This is a genomic window from Streptomyces sp. Edi2 (assembly GCF_040253635.1).
Classification (GTDB): Bacteria; Actinomycetota; Actinomycetes; order Streptomycetales; family Streptomycetaceae; genus Streptomyces.
Window position 1 is genome coordinate 1,643,025 of sequence record NZ_JBEJGX010000003.1, and the last position, 17,586, is coordinate 1,660,610.

At 72.2% G+C, this 17,586-nt stretch carries 17 protein-coding genes; 4 read left to right on the plus strand and 13 right to left on the minus strand.

Going from position 1 to position 17,586, the window contains the following annotated elements:
- Nucleotides 1–11: 11 nt before the first annotated feature.
- The 5 genes from ABR737_RS10775 to infC all read right to left on the minus strand — a co-directional run bounded on the left by ABR737_RS10775 (nucleotide 12) and on the right by infC (nucleotide 3,762).
- The gene (locus ABR737_RS10775) at nucleotides 12–1,172 is read right to left on the minus strand and encodes a sensor histidine kinase (protein ID WP_350249962.1); all 1,161 of its coding nucleotides are present in this window, start codon (nucleotides 1,170–1,172) and stop codon (nucleotides 12–14) included.
- An 83-nt stretch (nucleotides 1,173–1,255) separates the two neighbouring features.
- Nucleotides 1,256–2,110, minus strand: coding sequence for a TrmH family RNA methyltransferase (locus tag ABR737_RS10780; RefSeq protein ID WP_350249963.1), 855 nt, complete (start codon nucleotides 2,108–2,110; stop codon nucleotides 1,256–1,258).
- Nucleotides 2,111–2,240: 130 nt separating this feature from the next.
- The gene (gene rplT, locus ABR737_RS10785; protein ID WP_006607577.1) at nucleotides 2,241–2,624 is read right to left on the minus strand and encodes a 50S ribosomal protein L20; all 384 of its coding nucleotides are present in this window, start codon (nucleotides 2,622–2,624) and stop codon (nucleotides 2,241–2,243) included.
- 105 nt (nucleotides 2,625–2,729) lie between these two features.
- Entirely contained in the window at nucleotides 2,730–2,924 is a 195-nt protein-coding gene (rpmI, locus tag ABR737_RS10790; RefSeq protein ID WP_006607578.1) for a 50S ribosomal protein L35, read from the minus strand.
- A 127-nt stretch (nucleotides 2,925–3,051) separates the two neighbouring features.
- Nucleotides 3,052–3,762 carry a translation initiation factor IF-3 gene (gene infC / locus ABR737_RS10795; RefSeq protein WP_189098393.1) on the minus strand — a complete coding sequence of 237 codons (711 nt, stop codon included), beginning with the start codon at nucleotides 3,760–3,762 and terminating at the stop codon, nucleotides 3,052–3,054.
- A 330-nt stretch (nucleotides 3,763–4,092) separates the two neighbouring features.
- On the opposite strand from infC, the gene ABR737_RS10800 reads away from it, so the two are divergent.
- A complete protein-coding gene (locus ABR737_RS10800) occupies nucleotides 4,093–4,473 on the plus strand; it encodes a DUF1844 domain-containing protein (protein ID WP_159479919.1) in 381 nt (126 codons plus the stop codon).
- Nucleotides 4,474–4,559: 86 nt separating this feature from the next.
- Here ABR737_RS10800 and ABR737_RS10805 read toward each other — a convergent pair whose 3' ends face one another.
- The 4 genes from ABR737_RS10805 to ABR737_RS10820 form a co-directional block, all read right to left on the minus strand.
- A complete protein-coding gene (locus tag ABR737_RS10805; protein WP_350249964.1) occupies nucleotides 4,560–5,330 on the minus strand; it encodes an MIP family channel protein in 771 nt (256 codons plus the stop codon).
- Between the two features lie 116 nt (nucleotides 5,331–5,446).
- A complete protein-coding gene (locus ABR737_RS10810) occupies nucleotides 5,447–6,178 on the minus strand; it encodes an SseB family protein (protein ID WP_350249965.1) in 732 nt (243 codons plus the stop codon).
- Between the two features lie 77 nt (nucleotides 6,179–6,255).
- Entirely contained in the window at nucleotides 6,256–7,428 is a 1,173-nt protein-coding gene (mycP, locus tag ABR737_RS10815; RefSeq protein WP_350249966.1) for a type VII secretion-associated serine protease mycosin, read from the minus strand.
- Nucleotides 7,425–8,723, minus strand: coding sequence for a hypothetical protein (locus tag ABR737_RS10820; protein WP_350249967.1), 1,299 nt, complete (start codon nucleotides 8,721–8,723; stop codon nucleotides 7,425–7,427). Before ABR737_RS10820 ends, mycP begins: the two co-directional genes overlap by 4 nt.
- Before the next feature lie 235 nt (nucleotides 8,724–8,958).
- Here ABR737_RS10820 and ABR737_RS10825 point away from each other — a divergent pair, with 235 nt between their 5' ends.
- Nucleotides 8,959–10,212: an amino acid deaminase/aldolase gene (locus ABR737_RS10825; protein ID WP_350249968.1), complete on the plus strand. Its 1,254-nt coding sequence runs from the start codon at nucleotides 8,959–8,961 to the stop codon at nucleotides 10,210–10,212.
- A gap of 33 nt (nucleotides 10,213–10,245) precedes the next feature.
- Here the strand turns inward: ABR737_RS10825 and ABR737_RS10830 are convergent, their stop codons facing one another.
- The 4 genes from ABR737_RS10830 to ABR737_RS10845 form a co-directional block, all read right to left on the minus strand.
- On the minus strand, nucleotides 10,246–11,514 hold the full coding sequence (locus tag ABR737_RS10830) for an HAD family hydrolase (protein ID WP_350249969.1): 1,269 nt from the start codon (nucleotides 11,512–11,514) through the stop codon (nucleotides 10,246–10,248).
- A 112-nt stretch (nucleotides 11,515–11,626) separates the two neighbouring features.
- Nucleotides 11,627–12,412 (minus strand): 3-oxoacyl-ACP reductase, encoded by a 786-nt coding sequence (locus tag ABR737_RS10835; RefSeq protein ID WP_350249970.1) that lies wholly within the window; start codon nucleotides 12,410–12,412, stop codon nucleotides 11,627–11,629.
- A complete protein-coding gene (locus tag ABR737_RS10840; RefSeq protein ID WP_350249971.1) occupies nucleotides 12,409–13,779 on the minus strand; it encodes an aldehyde dehydrogenase family protein in 1,371 nt (456 codons plus the stop codon). Before ABR737_RS10840 ends, ABR737_RS10835 begins: the two co-directional genes overlap by 4 nt.
- Before the next feature lie 10 nt (nucleotides 13,780–13,789).
- A complete protein-coding gene (locus ABR737_RS10845) occupies nucleotides 13,790–15,157 on the minus strand; it encodes a glutamine synthetase family protein (protein WP_350249972.1) in 1,368 nt (455 codons plus the stop codon).
- 73 nt (nucleotides 15,158–15,230) lie between these two features.
- On the opposite strand from ABR737_RS10845, the gene ABR737_RS10850 reads away from it, so the two are divergent.
- Entirely contained in the window at nucleotides 15,231–15,962 is a 732-nt protein-coding gene (locus ABR737_RS10850; RefSeq protein ID WP_350249973.1) for a FadR/GntR family transcriptional regulator, read from the plus strand.
- A 132-nt stretch (nucleotides 15,963–16,094) separates the two neighbouring features.
- Nucleotides 16,095–17,582, plus strand: a complete 1,488-nt coding sequence (eat, locus tag ABR737_RS10855; protein ID WP_350249974.1) for an ethanolamine permease — start codon at nucleotides 16,095–16,097, stop codon at nucleotides 17,580–17,582.
- Nucleotides 17,583–17,586 lie beyond the last annotated feature (4 nt).

Below are 17,586 nucleotides of genomic sequence, written 5' to 3' on the forward strand. Positions count from 1 at the left end.
GCCGCGTCCTGTCACGCCATGAAGGCAGGGGCCGCGACGGGCAGGCTAAATCGGAACTGGGCGCCGCCGGCCGGGGCGCGGCCGACCGTGATCGTCCCGCCGTGAGCCTCGACGATGCCCTTGACGATATAGAGGCCCAGGCCGGTGCCGCCGCGCTTGCTGCCCCGCCAGAAGCGGGTGAACACGCGGCTCATCGATTCCTCGGGGATGCCGGGGCCCTCGTCGCTCACGGTGACGCTCGTCCCCTCCCCGCTGGTCGTATCCGCTACCGGTCCGACCTCGATGGTGACCGTTCCCTCGCCGTGGCGCACCGCATTTTCCAGCAGGTTGCCCAGCACCTGGTCCACCTTGTCCGGGTCCGCCCACAGATCGGGCAGCGGTTCCAGCATCCGGATCAGGAAGCGGTCGGGCCGCTGGCCCGCGGTGGTCTGCGCCTGGACGTGCCGGCGGACCGCGGCGCTCATGTCCACTCGCTGGCGGCGCACCTCCAGCCGCCCCGAGTCGATCCGGGAGATGTCCAGCAGCTCGGCGATCAGGCGGGTGACGCGGTTGGCGTCGGCGTCCACCGTCTCCAGCATCAGCCGCTTCTGGTCGTCGGTGAAGCGTTCCCACTTCTGGAGGAGGGTGGCGGTGAACCCCTTGACGGAGGTCAGCGGTGAGCGCAGTTCATGGGCGACGGTGGCGATCAGCTCGGCGTGGCTGAGCTCCGTACGGCGCCGGGCCTCGGTGCCGCGCAGCGCGATCACCAGCCGCTGGACCGGACCGGTCGGACGGTTGCGGACATAGCGGGCGGAGACCAGCACCTCGCGGCCGCCGAGCAGCAGATTGCGCTCGGGCTGGCCGCGGCGGATGGCGAGGCCGCCGTAGGGATCGGTGAGCCGCCACCAGCGGCGGCCCTCGATGTCCTGGAGCGGCAGGGCGTGCTCCAGGGGGCGGCCGAGCGCGTCCCCGGGGAGAATGTCGGTGATCTTGGCCGCCGCTGCGTTGAAGCAGATCACCCGGCCGGTCTCGTCGGCGACCACCAGGCCGTCGGGCAGATCGTCGGGATCCAGCCCGAGACCGGTTTCCACCGCGTCCCGGCCTGCCGGAGCGGTGGACGACGGCCCGCGTGCCGGTCCGCCGGACGGGCAGCTGTCAGCGGTGACTGCGGTGCCGGAAGTCCTCAGATCCATCCCCGTTACCCCCTTCCGGGCCCCCGAGCACGCAAGCCTACTAGCTCGGATCGATGGCGCCGCGGAGTTCGTGAGGACGCCCCTCAGGCGGGTGACACCGCGCGGCATCCGCCGGGGCTGCGCTGGGCCCGGGCGGAGGCGTAGAGGCAGACCGCGGCCGCCGTCGCGAGGTTGAGGCTTTCGGCCCTGCCGTGGATGGGCACCCGCACCACCGCGTCCGCCAGCGCCCGGGTCTCCTCCGGCAGCCCCCAGGCCTCGTTGCCGAAGACCCAGGCGGTGGGGCCGCCCATCGAGCCGGTGTCCAGCTCGGCGTCCAGGTCACGGTCGCCCGCACCGTCCGCGGCGAGGATCCGTACGCCGGCGGCCTGCAGCCCGCTCACCACCCGCTCGACCGGGACGCCCACCGCGACCGGGAGGTGGAAGAGCGAACCCACCGACGCCCGTACGGACTTGGGGTTGTACAGGTCCACGGAGGCGTCCGTCAGCACCACGGCGTCCGCGCCCGCGGCGTCCGCGCAGCGCAGCACCGTACCGGCGTTGCCTGGGTCACGGACGTTGGCGAGCACCGCGATCAGCTGCGGGCGGGCGGCCAGGATCTCCTCGAACGGCGAATCGAGGAAGCCGCAGACGCCGAGCAGGCCCTGCGGGGTGACGGTCTGGGAGATGTCGGCGACGGTCCGGTCGTCGGCGAAGTGGACCCGCACCCCGGCCGCGCGGGCCGCCTCGATGATCTCGGCGTGCCGCTCGGCGGCCTCGACCGTGGCGAACAGCTCGGTCAGCGTGGGCACCCCGCCCGTGCGGTGCGCGATCGCCTCCCGTACGGCCTGCGGGCCCTCGGCGATGAACCGGCGCTCCTTGCCGCGGAAGGCACGGCGGGCCAGCCGCCTGGCGGCGGTGACTCGCGGGGAACGCGGGGAGATCAGCTCGGGGGTGCCCATGGGCGGCGGCTCGCTTCTGTGGTTCGGTGCGGGGGGCCGGTCTGCTGACGGGACAGGGCCGGTCCGGAAAAGCGGCGGACCCGCAGGCCGGGGCCTGCGGGTCCGCGTCACAACGTCGTCAGGCTGAAGTTCAGGCAGCCTTCGGGGCGTTGACGTCGCTCGGAAGCGCCTTCTGGGCGACCTCGACGAGCGCGGCGAACGCGTTGGCGTCCGTCACCGCGAGGTCGGCCAGGATCTTGCGGTCCACCTCGATGTTGGCGGCCTTCAGACCCTGGATGAAGCGGTTGTACGTCATGCCGTTGGCGCGGGCAGCGGCGTTGATGCGCTGGATCCACAGCTGACGGAAGTCGCCCTTGCGCTTCTTGCGGTCGTTGTAGTTGTAGACGAGGGAGTGGGTGACCTGCTCCTTCGCCTTGCGGTACAGGCGGGAGCGCTGGCCCCGGTAGCCGCTGGCCTGCTCGAGGATCGCCCGGCGCTTCTTGTGGGCGTTGACTGCCCGCTTGACGCGTGCCACTTGTTAACTCCTTGTAGCGGGGCCGTGGTTGTCGTCACACGGCCCGGTTCGATTGGGTCCCGGTCCGAGTCGCGCGCCCCCTCCTGTTCAGTGGGGCGCGGCGACTCACTTGCCGAGAAGCTTCTTGATCTTCGCGGCGTCGCCCGGGGCCATCTCGGCGTTGCCGGTGAGGCGACGCGTCACGCGGGACGACTTGTGCTCGAGCAGGTGGCGCTTGCCGGCGCGCTCGCGGAGCACCTTGCCGGAGCCGGTGATCTTGAAGCGCTTGCTGGCACCGCTGTGCGTCTTGTTCTTCGGCATGCGCCGTTCTCTCCTCGTCAGTGGCGCTCCCGCAGGCAGGGATCCGGCAAGCGGGAGCGTCAGATGTATCAGTTAGGTGTCCGCGGCGCGGTGCCCCGGACGGACTCCGGGGCGCACGCCTCGGGGATCACGCCTGGGCGTGCTCCTCGGTGGGCTCCTCGGCAGGCTCCTCCACGGACTGGTCCGCGGCGACTCCGCCCTGGCGCTCCGCCTTGCGGGCGGCCTGCGCCTCGCGGGCCTCGGCCATCGCCTCGGTCTTCTTCTTGTGCGGACCGAGGACCATGATCATGTTTCGGCCGTCCTGCTTCGGATTCGACTCGATGAAGCCGAGGTCCTCCACGTCGGACGCGAGCCGCTGCAGCAGCCGGAAGCCCAGCTCGGGGCGGGACTGCTCGCGACCACGGAACATGATCGTGATCTTGACCTTGTCACCCTGCTTGAGGAACCGGACGACGTGACCCTTTTTGGTGTCGTAGTCGTGCGGGTCGATCTTCGGCCGGAGCTTCATCTCCTTGATGACCGTGTGCGCCTGGTTCTTGCGCGCCTCACGGGCCTTCATGGCCGACTCGTACTTGAACTTCCCGTAGTCCATGAGCTTGCAGACGGGCGGGCGAGCGTTCGCCGCCACCTCGACCAGGTCGAGGTCGTACTCCTGAGCAAGCTCAAGGGCCTTGGCAAGCGGAACAATCCCGACCTGCTCGCCGCTGGGACCGACAAGTCGCACTTCGGGAACGCGAATCCGGTCGTTGATGCGGGGCTCGGCGCTGATGGATCCTCCTCGGTAGCACCACGCGACGGCCTGGCGGACTGCCGCGTAACGTCTTTTCGGTGTGACCAACCGCGCGGTACATGAAAAATGCCCCGGACGGGACACAGGCGGGGCTCCACATAGATCTGGAGCACCGTCGCGAAGTCTCCGCGGGGCGCAGCCGGACCGTTGACCCGCCAACCTGAGGTCGGCCGGGTGGGAGAACGGAGCCTCCACTTGTGGGCCGGTCACATGCGTGTCCGGCCGGTCGGAACACCAGAATACACGAGTCAAGAGGGTGGCACCCACTCCTGTGCCGCCGCGGCCTGCCCGGGGCCAGGATGACACTCCCGGACGCGGGGCCCGGGCCCCCTGCCCATAGGCTGGAGCCGACCCCTCAGCAGGAAGAAGCCCGAAGACATGAGCGACCAGACACCGCAGCAGCCCGACGTCCCGAACGCGGCGAACCCTGACTTCGACTCCATGACCCGTGACATCGCCGAGGTGCCGGCGGTCGAGGTGATCACCACGGTCGCGGTGCATCTGATGAGCTCGGCGGCGGTCAACCTCGGGCTCGCCGAGGAGGGCGCGGCGCACAAGGACCTGGACGAGGCGCGCAAGCTCATCCAGGCGCTGGCCGGGCTGGTCACCGCCAGTGCCACCGAGATCGGCTCGTACCACGCGGCGCCGCTGCGGGACGGTCTGAAGTCGCTGCAGCTGGCGTTCCGCGAGGCCTCGGTCGTGCCGGACGAGCCGGGCCAGGGCCCCGGGGAGAAGTTCACCGGGCCGGTCTACGGCTGAGCGGCGCCACGGAGATACACCGACGACGAGCCCCGGCCCGGGAAGGGCCGGGGCTCGCGGCGTCCGTGCCGGGGGCGGCGGGCCGGTCAGCCGGATTCGGCGGATTGCGTGGTGGCCTCGGGCGGCACCGCGTCGTCGGCGACGAGGACCGGCTCGTGCGGCGGGTGGGTGATCTGGTGCACCACCGCCGCGATGGCGCCGCCGATCAGCGGCGCGACGATGAACAGCCACAGCTGGGTGATGGCCGCGCCGCCCGCGAACAGCGCCGGGCCGATGGAGCGCGCCGGGTTCACGGAGGTGCCGTCCAGGGGGACGCCGATGAGGTGGACGGTGGCCAGGGCCAGGCCGATCGCCATTCCGTTGAAGCCGATCACGGCCACCTTGTGGGTGACCGACAACCAGACGTAGACCAGCAGGAAGGTCATCACCATCTCGGCGACGAACGCGCCGCCGAGGTTGAGGTGCACCGCCGAGCGGTCTCCCCAGCCGTTCGTGCCGAAGGCCCCATGGGTCTGCAGCCCCGGGACCTGCCGGGCCACCAGGAAGAGCAGCGCCGAGCCGACGATGGCGCCGACCACCTGGGCGATCCAGTATTCGGCGGCCGTCCGCAGGGTGAGCCTGCGGGCCAGCAGCATGCCCAGCGTCACCGCGGGGTTGAGATGGCAGCCCGAGATCGGGCCGAGGGCGTAGGCAAGCGCCACCATGGTGAAGCCGAAGGCCAGGGCGATGCCGAAGGTGCCGATGTATTCGCCCGCCAGCACGGCCGAGCCGACGGCGAAGAACACCAGGAGCAGCGTGCCGAGGAACTCGGATACGACCGTGCGGGTCAGTACCTTCGAGATCTCCGTTTTCTCCATGGGGGGCTCTCCTCGCGTGGATCTTGAGCTCTCCTCGCATTGTGCGGCCCCGGAGACGAACGCGCCCGTCGGCGGCCCGGGGCCCGCCCGTCGCACCCGGGCCCCGGCGGTGGTGGTCAGCGCCGGTAGAGCGGTTCCCCGGCCGTCGTGGTGCCGGGCGGCAGGAGGGCCAGGTCCAGGCCCTTCACTAGCCGGGCGCGCAGGATCTCGTCGGCGGCCAGCGCCCGGGCCAACCGCTGGGCGACCTCGGCGGCCGGGGCATCAGAAGCGAGGCCGAGGGCGAGGGTGGCGTCGGTCTCGCCGGACGGGGCGAGACGGGCGACGAGCACGCCGGGCTCGGCGTCGAGCAGGGCACGCAGGGCGTCGGTGACGGCCGGGTCGGCGAGCGGGTCGGCGCTCGTCCGGCCCTCGGCCAGGGCACGCAGGGCCGGACCGGTGAGCTGGTAGGTGACCGGGCCCGCCAGGTCGACGACGACCGTGTCGGCCTTCTCGTGGGAGGCGGCGAGCAGCGCCTGCTGCAGCGGGACCGCGACGGGGCGGGCGTCGGCACGCCAGCGCTGAAGTGACTCCATGCAGGTGAAGGCGGGCAGGGCGCAGCGACCGTCGGGGGCCTGGAGGGTGGGGACGGCCATATCGCTGGTCTTTTCGCGGCGCAGACCGTCGGGGCCGGTCTCCACCTCGCCGAGGACCGCCACCACGGGCACCAGGACGCGCGCGCCGGCCAGCGCCGCCAGGAGCTGGGGCTCGGCGGCCCGGTCCGTCCCGTACGCCGCCAGGGCTGCCGCGAGCGCGGGGTCGGCCGAGCCGTCGTCGTCGGAGAAACCGGGGTCCGGGATGTTCTTCTGCACGAGGTGAGCGTATCGGCCGGGGGTGGTGCCCCTGACGTGCGGTCCGGTGGGGTCCCGCGCGGTGGGGCGGGTGCCGGTCAGTGGTGCGCGGGGCGGCGGCGCCAGAGGACGACGGCGGCCGTGAGGAAGGCCAGGCCGGCGGTGCCGGCGGCCCAGGGCAGCCAGTTGGCGGGGGTGTCCGCGGTGTCGTCGGCGGTGGGTCCCGGGCCGAAGTAGCGGGTGGCGTAGCCGGCGGGGGCCGGCTTCTGCGGGGTGGGCTTGAGGTCCGCCGCGGCGTCGAGGGCGGCGGCCGGGTCGATCAGGCCGGCACCGTAGTCGTCGTCGCGGCCGCCCTCGGGGCTGTCCTGGGCGGTGGAGGTCAGCAGCCGGCGGATCTGGTCCGGGCTCAGGCCGGGATGTGCGGAGCGGATCAGGGCGACGGCCGCGGAGACGAAGGCGGCGGCGGGGCTGGTGCCCCAGCCCGAGAGGTAGCCGTCGTCGTTGTCGGCCATGACGATGTCGAAGCCGGGCGCGCTGACCGTGGCGTACCAGTGCCGGGTGGAGAACCGGGCCCTGCCCCCCAGATGGGTGACGGCGGTGGCGGTGATGACGCCCGGGTAGGCGGCGGGATAGGAGACGTGGTTGCCCTTCTGGCCGCCGTTGCCCGCGGAGGCGACGACGGGGATGCCCTTGCCGAGGGCGTACTGGATGGCGGCGTCCTCGCGTGGTTCGGGGTGCGCGGATTCGCTGTCGTCGCCCAGCGACATATTGATCACGTCGGCGCCGTGGTCGGCGGCCCAGCGGATGCCGTCGGCGAGCGCCCCCGCCTTCTCGGTGCGGGCCCGCTCGCGCTGGGTGTCGCTGTCCTCGAGGATCACCCGGACCGGCAGGATCTCGGCAGCCGGGGCGAGCCCGAGCACTCCGTTGTCGCGGCCGCCCGCGCCATGGCCGTGACCTGCGATGATGCTGGCCATGCCGGTGCCGTGCCGGGCCCAGGCGGAGTCTCCCGGCCCGGCGCCGAAGCCGACCAGGTCCTGCTCGGGCAGCACCTGTCCTTCCAGGTCGGGGTGGTTGGCATCCACGCCGGTGTCCAGGACGGCGACGGTGATGCCCTCGCCCTTGGTGGTGCGCCAGGCCTGCTGGGCGTGGACGGCTTCGAGGGCCCATTCCTGGGCGCGGACGGTGTCGGCCCGGGCGGGAACGGCGGGCAGCACGGCGAGCACCGCCGAGGCCAGCGCGAGGGCGGTACCGCGCCGCACGGACGTCGTCATGACGGGGCCTGCCTTGTCGGTGTCGGGCTGCCGGCCGCCTTGCGGAAGTCCGCCTCGATACGGTCCGCAAGGTCCTTCGCGTCGTGGCCCAGACCGGATTCGGCCGGGGCGGTGGTGGTGCCGGGCCGGACCGCGGCCTCGGCGGGCTGCGGCTCGGTGAACGTGCGGCCGTCGGCGAAACCGGAGACGGCGTAGACGACGGCCGGGAGGTCGGTGAGCACCCGGACGGTCCAGCTGGCCCGCTGGGCACGTCCGAAGTCCTCGGCCGCGGTGCCCTTGGCCGCGTACGGCAGCGGCATCAGGTCCGTGCGGGTGCCCAGGTTCTTGCTGCTGAAGCGGGTGTTGAGGGCCGTCATCGCGGACGGGCCGGCCTTGGTGGTCTGCGCGCCGACCGTGATGACGGCGCTGCGGGTGGCGTCGACGTAGGTGGCGCGCAGCAGCCGGACACAGCCTGCCGGGGCGAGCGTGGCCGCGAGCTTGGGGTCGTAGGCGCCGGTGCAGCCGGTGTCGGGGGCGACGGCGATCCGGGTCCAGGTCCGGTCGGCGCCGCCGGGGCCTGAGCCCAGGCCTTTGACGGTGCGGGGAAAGAGCGTGTCGACGGGGGTGTCGTGCCAGACGTCGCGGCCCTTGCTGAAGACGGCCTCGGCCGTGGGGGCGGCGCCGGAGGCATCCTCGGTGAGCCAACTCCCCGCCGCCGCACCGCCGATGAGCCCGATGCCGAGGATCAGGCAGGCCGCGGCGGTGAGCACCCGGGCGCCGGGGCGGCGGAAGGGGGCGGCCGGTGCGCCGGTCCCGTGCCCAACTCCCTGGCGAGGGAGGGGGCTACGGGGCCACGGCACCGGTGACGGGCGCCCGGCGGAGCGTTCGCCGGGGCCGCTCCACAGGTCCTGGCTGCGGGCGAGGTGGAAGGCTGCGGTGTCACGGAAGGCGGGGGTGTCACGGAAGGCGGTGGGCTGCGAGGGGCCGGGGGCGGCGGGTCCGGCGGCGGCCGGTCCGGTGGGGGCCGGGGAGCCGGGGGCGCGGTCCGGGCGGGGCGCCAGCGGCGCGCCGGCGGCGGGTGGCTGCGCGCGGGGCGGGGCGGCAGGGCGGGGCGGTACGGGGTGCGGGCCGGCGGCGGCCGGGGCGCCGGGCGCGGACGGCGGCAGGGGTGGCATCGGCGGCTCGGGCGGCACCCGGCGCAGCACGGCCGTCTGCGGGTCGTCGGCCGGTCCCGGTGCCGCGGCGGGCCGCCGGGGTGGCTGCGGGGGTATGGGCGGGACGCGTTGCGCATCGGCGAATTCCGCGTCGGTGCTCACCCGCGCTCCCCCTCGCGCCGCTGACCTCCGGGCCCGATCCGCAATCGGGGCACGGTGGTTCGTATCCGGACAACACGCCGCTGACCTGCTGGTTGCGGTGTTCGAGTCACTGTAAGCGCTGACGCCGTCGGTGCTCCAACCCATGTCCGCTCTGTCGCACAACTCCCCTCTACCCATTGGTAGGGGCACCTCCCACGCCCTTTTGGCGGCGGGGAAGGTCTGGCAGGCTGCGGCCATGCCCCCGCACACAGTCGATACATATGGCGACAAGGCCCCTCCTCATGCTCTCCACCCGGCCGGGGAGACCCCGTTCGACCGGGCCACCGCCCATCTCGACGCGCCGCTGGCCGTCGTCGACCTGCAGGCCTTCGATGCCAACGCCGCCGATCTGGTGCGCCGCTCCAAGGGCAAGCCGATCCGGGTGGCGAGCAAATCGGTGCGCTGCCGAGCGCTGCTGGAGCGGGTGCTGGCGCGGGACGGCTTCGCGGGGATCATGAGTTTCACGCTCGCCGAGTCGCTGTGGTTGGCGCGCTCGGGCTTCACGGACATCCTGCTGGCCTATCCGTCGGCGGACCGGGCGGGCTTCGCCGGGCTGACCGGCGACGCGCGGCTCGCGGCCGCGGTGACGGTGATGGTCGACGACCCGGCGCAGCTGGATCTGATCGATGCGGCCCGGCCGGCCGGCGGGGCGGGCGAGGAGGTACGGGTGTGTCTGGAACTCGACACCTCCTACCGGCTGATGGGCGGGAAGGTGCGGGTCGGTGCCCGCCGTTCGCCGCTGCGGACGCCCGACCGGCTGGCCGCGCTGGCCCGGACGGTGGTGCGCCGCCCCGGTTTCCGGCTGGTGGGGCTGATGGCGTACGAGGGTCATGTGGCCGGTGTGGGCGATGATGTCGCCGGTAAGCCGGTGTTCTCGCGGGCGATCCGGATGATGCAGGCAGCGGCGCGCAAGGAGCTGGCGCAGCGCCGCTGGGAGGCGGTACGGGCGGTGCGCGCGGTGGCGCCGCGCCTGGAGTTCGTCAACGGCGGCGGGACCGGCAGTGTCCAGCACACCGCGGCGGAGGCGGCGGTCACCGAGGTCGCGGCCGGGTCGGGGCTGTACGTGCCGCGGCTGTTCGACAACTTCCGTTCGTTCAGCGGGCGTCCGGCGGCGCTGTTCGCCCAGCCCGTGGTGCGCCGTCCGGGCCCCGGGGTGGTCACGGTGCTGGGCGGCGGCTATCCGGCGTCGGGGGCGGCGGGCCCCGACCGGCTGCCGGTGCCGTATCTGCCGGCCGGGCTGCGCTACGACCCGCAGGAGGGCCCCGGCGAGGTGCAGACGCCGCTGCTGGGTCCGGCCGCCGACGGGCTCCGGATCGGCGACAAGGTGTGGTTCCGGCACGCCAAGGCCGGTGAGCTGTGTGAGCGGTTCGATCAGCTGCAGTTGATCGACGGGGAGCGGGTGGTGGGGACGGTGCCGACGTACCGCGGCGAGGGCCACGCCTTTCTCTGACCCGGCGCGGCCCCCGCCCTGTGAGCGGTGCGCTCAGTACACCGTGTCCTTCTGGTCCGGGATGACCGAGCCGTCGGGGCGGTGGACCGGGCCGAGGGTGCCGTCCGGCCGCATGTAGCCCGTGGTCGCGCACGGGTACGCGTCGGCCTGGCGCTTCTTCGGCTCGATGAACATCGGGTTCACGAGCCAGCGGTGGTCGGCGTTGTCGTACGCACGGCACATCAGCTCCGCCTTGTTGCGGTTGATGGCCAGGTGCCCCGCGGTGGCATCGCCGACGAAGGTCACATCGGTCTCGGCGTCGCCCGCGGCGAAGGCGGGACGGTGCGCCCGGTCCTGCTGCTGCCAGGCCTTGGCGCCCTTGACGTGGAAGATCTCCTGGTTGATCCAGCAGCGCTTGCCGTCCATGTACGTCAGGACCTCGCCATGGGTGTCCTTGACGTCGCCGCAGCCCTGGACGCCGGTGGTGAGCCGGCCGTGGCTGACGAGGTTGCGGATGCCGATGGTGTGGGCGCGGTCGATGCCCACGCCGGGTGCCCAGGCGCGGACGAGCGGCTCCGCCGAAGCGGAGACGATGTAGACGTTGAAGCCGGCCTTCTTGAGGGTGCGGATGAGGTCGCGCTGCTGGGCGTAGTAGCGGACGTACCCCTCCATCGTGTGCGTGCCGACCTTCTGCTCGCTGCCGACCGGCGCGGCGAGGTTCTCGGCGCGGGCGGCGCGAGCGAACCCGGTCAACTGTGCGGGGCTGTGGCCGGCGAAAAGCTGGGTGATCCAGACGTACGAGGGCACCGTGCGGCGGTGGTTCCACTCGCCGGCGAACGCGGTCTTGCCGGTGGAGGTCTTCTCGTCCTGGTAGATGTCGAGGATCTCGTCGGTGCAGCCGGTGTCGGTCGAGGTCGGCAGCGGCCGGCCGGCCGGCACGGAGGTGCCGCAGGCCTTGGTGAGGGCGCGGGCGGCGTCCGCGGTCAGCCACTTGTTGGTGGCCTGCCAGCTCGCGGGGCGCAGCACCTTGTCGTGCCGCAGCATCCAGGCCAGGGTGGCGTCGGAGACGTCGTTCTTGACGACGGTGTTGTCCCAGTCGAAGGTCGCGACCGGCCGCGCGCCGTCGGAGCCGGCACAGCTGCCCTGCTCGTCGATTATTTTCTGCAGCTTGGCACGGTTGTCGCCGTACCAGCCCTTGGTGACATGGAGGGTGGGGCAGTGGCGCGGGGCCGGGCCCGCCATGGCCGTCTGGGCGGCCACGACGCCGCCACCCACGACCGCAAGGGCAGCACCCGCTGCAAGCCAGCGACGCTTGGTGAGCATGGAACGCACTCCTGTCGAATGAGGAACCGAAGGCGGACGCTAGCGTATGGCGGCCGGACGTCGTACGACGTCCGGCCGCCATCGCGCTGACGCGGAGGTGAACAGCGAGCGGTTACACCGGGGTGACGTAGGCGCCCGCGATACCGCCGTCGACCAGGAATTCGGCGGCGTTGACGAACGAGGAGTCGTCGCTGGCGAGGAAGGCGACGGCGGAGGCGATCTCCTCGGGCTCGGCGAACCGCCCGACGGGGACGTGCACCAGGCGGCGGGCGGCGCGCTCCGGGTCCTTGGCGAACAGCTCCTGCAGGAGCGGGGTGTTGACCGGTCCCGGGCACAGGGCGTTGACCCGGATGCCCTCGCGGGCGAACTGCACGCCCAGTTCACGGGACATGGACAGCACGCCGCCCTTGGAGGCGGTGTAGCTGATCTGCGAGGTGGCGGCGCCCATCACGGCCACGAAGGACGCGGTGTTGATGATGGAGCCGCGGCCCTGCTCGCGCATGTAGGGCAGCGCGTGCTTGCAGCAGAGGTACACCGAGGTGAGGTTGACCTCCTGGACGCGCTTCCAGGCGTCCAGGCCGGTGGTGAGGATCGAGTCGTCGTCGTCCGGGGAGATCCCGGCGTTGTTGAAGGCGATGTCGACCGAGCCGTAGGTGTCGAAGGCGGTCTTGTACAGCGCCTCGACCTGGTCGGAGTCGGTCACGTCGACCTGGACGAAGAGGCCGCCGACCTCGGCCGCGGCGGCCTTGCCCGCCGTCTCGTCGATGTCGGCACAGACGACGTTGGCACCTTCGGAGGCCAGTCGGCGGGCGGTGGCCAGGCCGATGCCGCTGCCGGCACCGGTGATCACGGCGGTACGGCCGACGAGGCGGCGGCACACTGCGGTCTGCTCGGTCACTTGGTCTCCTCGGTGCTGATGAAGATGTTCTTGGTCTCGGTGAAGGCGGTCAGTGCGTCCGGGCCCAGCTCACGGCCGAGGCCGGACTGCTTGAACCCGCCGAAGGGGGTCCAGTAGCGCACGGCGCTGTGGGAGTTGACGGAGAGGTTGCCGGCCGCGACGCCGCGCGAGACCCGCAGGGCGCGGCCGACGTCACGGGTCCACAGCGAGCCGGCCAGGCCGTAGTCGCCGGCGTTGGCGAGCCGTACGGCGTGGGCCTCGTCGTCGAAGGGGAGGACGACGGCGACCGGGCCGAAGATCTCCTCGACGGCCGTACGGTCCTCGGGGCGGCCTTCCAGGACGGTGGCCGGGTACCAGAAGCCCTTGCCCGCGGGCGCCTCGCCGCGGATGGCGGCCGGGGCGTCCTCGGGGACGAAGGACCGCACCCGCTCGCGCTGGGCGGCGGAGATCAGCGGGCCCATCTGGGTGGCGGGGTCCGCCGGGTCGCCGACGGTGAACGCCTTGACGGCGGGCTCCAGCAGCTCCAGGAAGCGGTCGTAGACGGAGCGCTGGACAAGGATGCGGCTGCGGGCGCAGCAGTCCTGGCCGGTGTTGTCGAGGAAGGAGCCGGGGGCGGCGGCCGCGGCGGCCTCGATATCCGCGTCGGCGAAGACGATGTTGGGGCTCTTGCCGCCGAGTTCGAGGGTGAGCCGCTTGGTCTGCGCCGCGCAGCGGGCGGCGATCTGCCGGCCGGTGGTGGTGGAGCCGGTGAAGACGACCTTGGCGACGCCGGGGTGGTCGACCAGCGCGGTGCCGGTGACCGGTCCCTCGCCGGGCAGCACCTGGAACAGGCCCTCGGGGAGCCCGGCCTCCAGGGCGAGTTCGCCGAGCCGGAGCGCGGTGAGCGGGGTGGTCTCGGCGGGCTTGAGGAGAACGGCGTTGCCGGCCGCGAGCGCGGGGGCGGTGCCCCAGGCGGCGATCGGCATCGGGAAGTTCCAGGGGGCGATGACGGCGACCACGCCCAGCGGCTCCTGGACGGTGAGGTTCAGGCCGCCGGCGACCGGGATCTGGGTGCCGGTCAGGCGCTCCACTCCCCCGGCCGCGTAGTGCAGCAGATCGCGGACGTTGCCCGCCTCCCACCGGGCGTTGCCCAGCGGGTGGCCGGCCTCCTTCAGTTCGAGGGCGGCGAGCGGTTCGATGTGCGCGTCGACGACGTCGGCGAAGCGGCGCAGGATGCGGGCCCGGTCGCCGGGTGCCACCGCGGCCCAGGATTCCTGGGCGGCCGCGGCCCGGCGGACCGCCGCGTCGACCTCTTCGGGAGAGGTGGTGGGGACGGTGGCCACCACCTCCTCGGTCGCCGGGTTGAGAATCTTCAGCTCGTGCAACACGCGTGGTTCCTTACATGCGCTCGAAGGAGCGGAAGCGCTCCCAGTCCGTGACGGCGGCGTCGTAGGCGTTCTGCTCGACGCGGGCCATGTGGCGGTAGTGGTCGACGACCTCGTCGCCGAACGCCGCCCGGGCGATCGGGCTGTTCTCCCACAGCTCGGCGGCGTCGCGCAGCGTGGTGGGGACATGGGCGGCATCGCCGGTGTAGGCGTTGCCGGTGGTCGCCTCGGGGAGTTCCAGCTCGTGCTCTATGCCGTAGAGACCGGCCGCGACCATGCCGGCGACCGCGAGGTAGGGGTTCACATCGCCGCCGGGCAGGCGGTTCTCCAGCCGGTGGGCGCGGCCGTGGCCGACCACCCGCAGGGCGCAGGTGCGGTTGTCGGGTCCCCAGGCGACGGCGGTGGGCGCGAAGGAGCCGGGGCGGAAGCGCTTGTAGGAGTTGATGTTGGGCGCGTAGAGGAGCGTGAAGTCACGCATCGCGGCGACCTGGCCTGCCAGGAAGTGCTGCATGGTCTTCGACATGCCGTACGGGCCGTCGTCGTCGGCCAGCACCGGGCGGCCGTCGGCGTCCTGCAGCGAGAGGTGGATATGACAGGAGTTGCCCTCGCGCTCGTCGTACTTCGCCATGAAGGTGAGCGACATGCCCTCCTGGGCGGCGATCTCCTTGGCGCCGGTCTTGTAGATGCTGTGCTGGTCGCAGGTGGTGAGCGCCTCGTCGTAGACGAACACGATCTCGTGCTGGCCGAGGTTGCACTCGCCCTTGGCGGACTCGACGGTCATGCCCGCCGCGCCCATCTCGTTGCGGATCCGGCGCAGCACGGGCTCGACCCGGCCGGTGCCGAGGACGGAGTAGTCGCCGTTCCACTGGTTGGCGGGGTTCATGTCGCGGTAGCCGCGGGACCAGCCGTCCTCGTAGGAGTCCTTGAAGAGCATGAACTCCAGCTCGGTGCCGGCGTAGGCGCTCCAGCCGCGCTGGGCGAGCCGGTCGAGCTGACGGCGCAGGATCTGCCGGGGCGAGGCGACGACCGGGGAGCGGTCGTGCCAGGCGAGGTCGGCGGTCATCAGGGCGGAGCCGGGGTTCCAGGGGATGCGGCGCAGCGTGCCGGGGTCGCCGTGCATGGCGAAGTCGCCGTAGCCGCGTTCCCAGGAGGACATCGCGTAGCCCTCGACGGTGTTGAGGTCGACGTCGACGGCGAGGAGGTAGTTGCAGCCCTCCGTGCCGTGGTCGAGGACGGTGTCGAGAAAGTATCGGGCCGCGAACCGCTTGCCCTGGAGCCTGCCTTGCATATCGGTGAAGGCGAGGACGACAGTGTCGATCTCCCCGGCGTCGACGAGGACCCTGAGCTCCTCGACGGAGAGTGGGGGCGTGCGGTCTGCCACGGTGTTGCCTCCTGTCACTGCATCCGGAGGTCATAAGGTAGGCACACGAACCATTGATTGGGAAGGGGTATCGATGGACGGTGCGGCGGACCGGTTGGCACCCGTACTGCGACCGGTGCGGGCGGGCAACGGTTTCGAGGAGGCGCTGGAGCAGATACTCCAGGTCGTCCGGCTCGGCCTGGTACCCCAGGGCGAACGGCTGCCCGCCGAGCGCGAGTTGGCGGAGCGGCTGCAGATCAGCCGGGTCACCCTGCGCGAGGTGCTGAAGGTGCTGCAGGACGAGGGCCTGGTGGAGAGCCGGCGCGGGCGCTACGGCGGCACGTTCGTCCGGGTGCGCTCGGAGAACCACGGCGAGGCCGAGCTGCGGCGCCGGATCGAGAAGGTCGACGTCGAGGACACCCTGCGCTTCCGGGAGGTGCTGGAGGTGGGCGCGGCCGGGCTGTGCGCGGCGCACGGGCTCTCCGGCGAGCAGAGCGGCCGGCTGCGCGAAGCGCTCGCCGCGACCCAGGACGCACCGCTCGCCGACTACCGCCGGCGCGACACCCTGCTGCATCTCACCCTCGCGGAGCTGTCCGGGTCGGCCTCGCTGGCGGCGCAGTACGCGGCGGTGCGGGCGCGGGTGAACGATCTCCTGGACTGCATTCCGCTGCTGGTCAGGAACCTGGAGCACTCCCAGACCCAGCACACCGCGCTGGTGGAGGCGGTGCTGGAGGGCGATGCGGACGGTGCGCGCGAGGTGATGCGCGAGCACTGCTGCGGGACCGCGGCGCTGCTGCGGGGGTTCCTGACCGCGCCGTCACCCTGAGCACCCGCCCGGGGACCGTGCGCGCGCGTTCACCATTCTTTTACGTACAGGTCTTGCGCCGAGCCGACCCGCCAGCAAAGGTATGCGGCTAAACCTTTGCTCGTTATCCCCTCGGCGAGGCAGGAGCGGCTCATGGCCGACAGCACGGAATCGCAGACCGCACCGCCCACCGCGTCCCCGGGCGGCAGCTCCCCGGACGGCGGCGCATCATCCGACGAGAGCTATCTGGAGCGGCGCACACTGCGCCGCGGCAGCGCGGGACCCCTGCTGCTGACCGGCCTGGGCGTCGCCTATGTCGTCTCCGGCGACTTCTCGGGATGGAACAACGGTCTGGCGCAGGGCGGCTTCGGCGGCCTGGCGATCGCCGCCGTCCTGATGGGCCTGATGTACACCTGTCTGGTCTTCGCGCTGGCGGAGCTGGCCTCGATCCTGCCGACCGCCGGCGGCGGCTACGGCTTCGCCCGGCGCGCCCTGGGCACCTGGGGCGGCTTTCTGACCGGCACCGCGATCCTCATCGAATATGTGCTGGCACCGGCCGCGATCTCCATCTTCATCGGTGACTACGTCGAATCGCTCGGCCTTTTCGGTCTGCACTCCAGCTGGCCGGTCTACCTCGCCTGCTTTGTGATCTTCATCGGGATCCATCTGTGGGGCGTGGGCGAGGCGCTGCGCTTCAGCCTGATCGTCACCGCCATAGCGGTCGCCGCGATCGTCGTCTTCGCGATCGCCGCCCTGACCGACTTCCATGTGGACACGCTCAACGACATCCCCGTGAAGGCCGGCGCGTTCGGGGCCAACTCCTGGCTGCCGTTCGGCATTCTGGGGATCTGGGCGGCCTTCCCGTTCGGCATGTGGTTCTTCCTCGGCGTCGAGGGCGTACCGCTGGCGGCCGAGGAGACCAAGGACCCGGCCCGGTCGCTGCCCAAGGCGATGGCCGCGGCGATGGGCATCCTGCTGGTGCTGGCGCTGATCACCTTCACCGCCGCCACCGGGGCACGCGGCTCGGCGGCGATCCAGTCGGTGGGCGACCCGCTGGTCCAGGCGCTGCAGCCGCACGGCGCGCCGACCACCATCAGCCGGATCGTCAACTACGCGGGGCTCGCGGGCCTGGTGGCGTCCTTCTTCTCCCTCATCTTCGCCGGCTCCCGCCAGCTCTTCGCGCTCTCCCGGGCCGGCTACCTGCCCCGTTTCCTCTCCCTGACCAGCCGGCGCAAGGCCCCCTACCTGGGGCTGCTGGTGCCCGGTGCGCTGGGCTTCGCGCTCGCCGCGGCCACCGGCGACGGCGCCCGGATGCTCAATGTCGCGGTCTTCGGCGCCACCATCTCCTATGCGCTGATGGCGCTCTCGCACCTCGTGCTGCGCCGCCGCGAGCCCGGGCTGCCCCGCCCCTACCGCACCCCCGGCGGCATGCTGACCTCGTCCGTCGCGTTCGTCCTGGCCTGCTCGGCGCTGGTGGCGACGTTCCTGGTCGACAAGGAAGCCGCCTTCATCGCCCTCGGCGTCTACGTCGTCGCGCTCGCCTACTTCGCCTTCTACTCCCGCCACCGGCTGGTGGCCGCGGCCCCCGAGGAGGAGTTCGCGGCGCTGGCGGCGGCGGAGGCGGAGCTCGAACGCGGCTGACCGG

Coding starts and splice junctions, on each gene's coding strand:
- mycP (WP_350249966.1), bottom strand. CDS start 7,428: ATGACGACGTCCGTGCGGCGCGGTACCGCCCTCGCGCTGGCCTCGGCG.
- ABR737_RS10775 (WP_350249962.1), bottom strand. CDS start 1,172: ATGGATCTGAGGACTTCCGGCACCGCAGTCACCGCTGACAGCTGCCCG.
- ABR737_RS10780 (WP_350249963.1), bottom strand. CDS start 2,110: ATGGGCACCCCCGAGCTGATCTCCCCGCGTTCCCCGCGAGTCACCGCC.
- rpmI (WP_006607578.1), bottom strand. CDS start 2,924: ATGCCGAAGAACAAGACGCACAGCGGTGCCAGCAAGCGCTTCAAGATC.
- ABR737_RS10800 (WP_159479919.1), top strand. CDS start 4,093: ATGAGCGACCAGACACCGCAGCAGCCCGACGTCCCGAACGCGGCGAAC.
- ABR737_RS10830 (WP_350249969.1), bottom strand. CDS start 11,514: ATGCTCACCAAGCGTCGCTGGCTTGCAGCGGGTGCTGCCCTTGCGGTC.
- ABR737_RS10825 (WP_350249968.1), top strand. CDS start 8,959: ATGCCCCCGCACACAGTCGATACATATGGCGACAAGGCCCCTCCTCAT.
- ABR737_RS10805 (WP_350249964.1), bottom strand. CDS start 5,330: ATGGAGAAAACGGAGATCTCGAAGGTACTGACCCGCACGGTCGTATCC.
- ABR737_RS10850 (WP_350249973.1), top strand. CDS start 15,231: ATGGACGGTGCGGCGGACCGGTTGGCACCCGTACTGCGACCGGTGCGG.
- eat (WP_350249974.1), top strand. CDS start 16,095: ATGGCCGACAGCACGGAATCGCAGACCGCACCGCCCACCGCGTCCCCG.